The following is a 2078-nucleotide window of genomic DNA, read 5'->3' as shown; positions in this document are numbered from 1 at the left end:
TACTTTTAGCGGCTACTCCCACTCCGTTTTGTGCTGCGAAATCTTTCACCAGTTGCATGCCTAACCCTACGCCTTTTTCTTTTGCTGTGCCATAAGTAGATGTTAACTTGCCGCTACCAGATAACAGGTCCGTTAATACTTCAGGAGCTATACCTACTCCATTATCTTCGATAATGAGATCGATGGTGTCATCATGTTGTAGGTAACGTATAACGACCTGACCCCCTTCAGGGGTAAATTTAATAGCATTACTGACCAAATTTTGGATCATGATCCTGATCTGATCCGCATCGCCTTTGATCAGAGCAGATGTGTGATCTTGATGAGTTAGTGTGACCTGCTTGCGCTTGGCAACCGCAGTCAAGACACCGGTTATTTTGGCAACTTTGGCCACCAGATCTATCTCAACTTCCTTACGTGCTATACCACTTAATTGATTACTTGCCCATAATAATAAGTCATCCAGCATATGAGCCGATGCGCCAACTTGTTCTTCTAATGCCGCTGTTACGACCAGCATTTCTTCATTGTCTAAATCACCGCTTTTAAAAAGACTGAGCGTGCTTTGCATCGCTGCAAACGGGCTTCGAAGATCATGGCTGATAATAGAGAAGAGTTGATTTTTATCCTCGTTTAATTTATGAAGCCCTTCATTTTGTTTTTCAATGGATTTGTTTTGATGCTGAATAGCCTCAGCGGAAGATTGCAGCTTTTGGTTTTCACGCTTTGCCAAAATAACACGTCGGTACACGCCAACGGCTATACAGAGGAGAAGAATAACAAGCAAGGAAATAATAGCGATGATCAGCTGGTTGATCTTGTTTTTCTGGTCGGAGATCTGAGTTTTTCCTAAAAGGCGCTCATTCTCCAGCGACTTTTCGGTTAAAAGCAGTTTATTGATGTCTTTATCTTTTTCAACGCTGGAAAGGCTATCGTTGTATAACTTGAACAAGCGCAGATGCTGATAGGCAGACCGGGCGTCGCCTATCGCCCACTCGGCCTGTTGAGCCAGATCCAATGCTCGCGCCGCATCCCATTTGGCACCGGCTTTTTGAGCATAATCGAACGCGCGGACCGCAAATCCTGCGGCTTCCTTAAATCTTTTTTGTGCAGATCTTATTTGCGACAATCCCGTACTGGCAAAACTATTCTCCCAGTCGCTTTGAAAGTTAGGATCATTTAATACGGCCATAAATTCCTGTTCAGCAAGTGCCATTTTCGATTGCCGGAAATAGTAATCGCCTAAATGATTTTTGGCCATGACCGCGAGATTTCTTATCCCGCAAGTCTGACTTAAAACCAGGCAACGAGTTGCATAAATAATTGCGCTGTCCAGCAACTTTTGGTCACATAGCACCAGGCTGATATTTAAATAGTTGGCGGCGAGATGATCATTGTCACCGATTTCCTTATTTACTGACTCTGCCTGCCTGAAATACTTCATGGCTTCTGTCTGGTTATTTTGTGCCAGGTAAATCAACCCGATCAAATTTCCAGCGTCCGCCAATAATCTTTGGTCCTGATGCCGCTGCGCATATTGGTAAACCGGAACTGCATCCCTTATCGATGTTGTATAATTGCCGTTATTATAATTCTCCTTTGCGACAAGGATTTGCTTTTTAAACGTCTCGCCTGCGGTTGAGCTGTCACGAACAGATACAGTTGGATTCAACACCCGTCCGGTGAGGACAAAATATAAAAAGATTACAGATAAGAATTTATGGGTTGGCATTAGGTTTTACTTCTTAGCACGACAGTCTGGCCAAGGGTATATGTCGTTACACATCCGACTACTTGGTTGATCAGCAGGCAAATATAATTATTAAAAAACTGATCTTCGGGATAATTTATTAAATACGATTACGGCCATCAAAGCCATTTTTCCGCAAGCGATCATTGACCTGAGAGGTAATTGATTTTAAACGTAATCAGACATTTTTTGTTAAATTCGGTTGATGATGAAACATATTATCCTGATTGAAGATAATGAAACACTCCAAAGCCTGATTGCCCAATTCCTGCTTGGTAGCGGTTACCGGGTCACGAGTTACCCGGCATTGACCAGCATCGAAGAATTA

At 42.9% G+C, this 2078-nt stretch carries 1 protein-coding gene; it reads right to left on the bottom strand.

Going from position 1 to position 2078, the window contains the following annotated elements; all coding sequences use genetic code 11:
- Nucleotides 1-1732, bottom strand: a 1732-nt coding sequence (locus BLS59_RS31045; protein ID WP_143014304.1) for a sensor histidine kinase, incomplete at its 3' end; no start/stop codon positions are given.
- Nucleotides 1733-2078 lie beyond the last annotated feature (346 nt).

This window comes from Mucilaginibacter pineti, from assembly GCF_900101875.1.
In the GTDB taxonomy this organism is placed as follows: Bacteria; Bacteroidota; Bacteroidia; order Sphingobacteriales; family Sphingobacteriaceae; genus Mucilaginibacter; species Mucilaginibacter pineti.
Note: the sequence above shows the minus strand (reverse complement) of the source record. Positions and strands in the feature narration are given on the sequence as shown.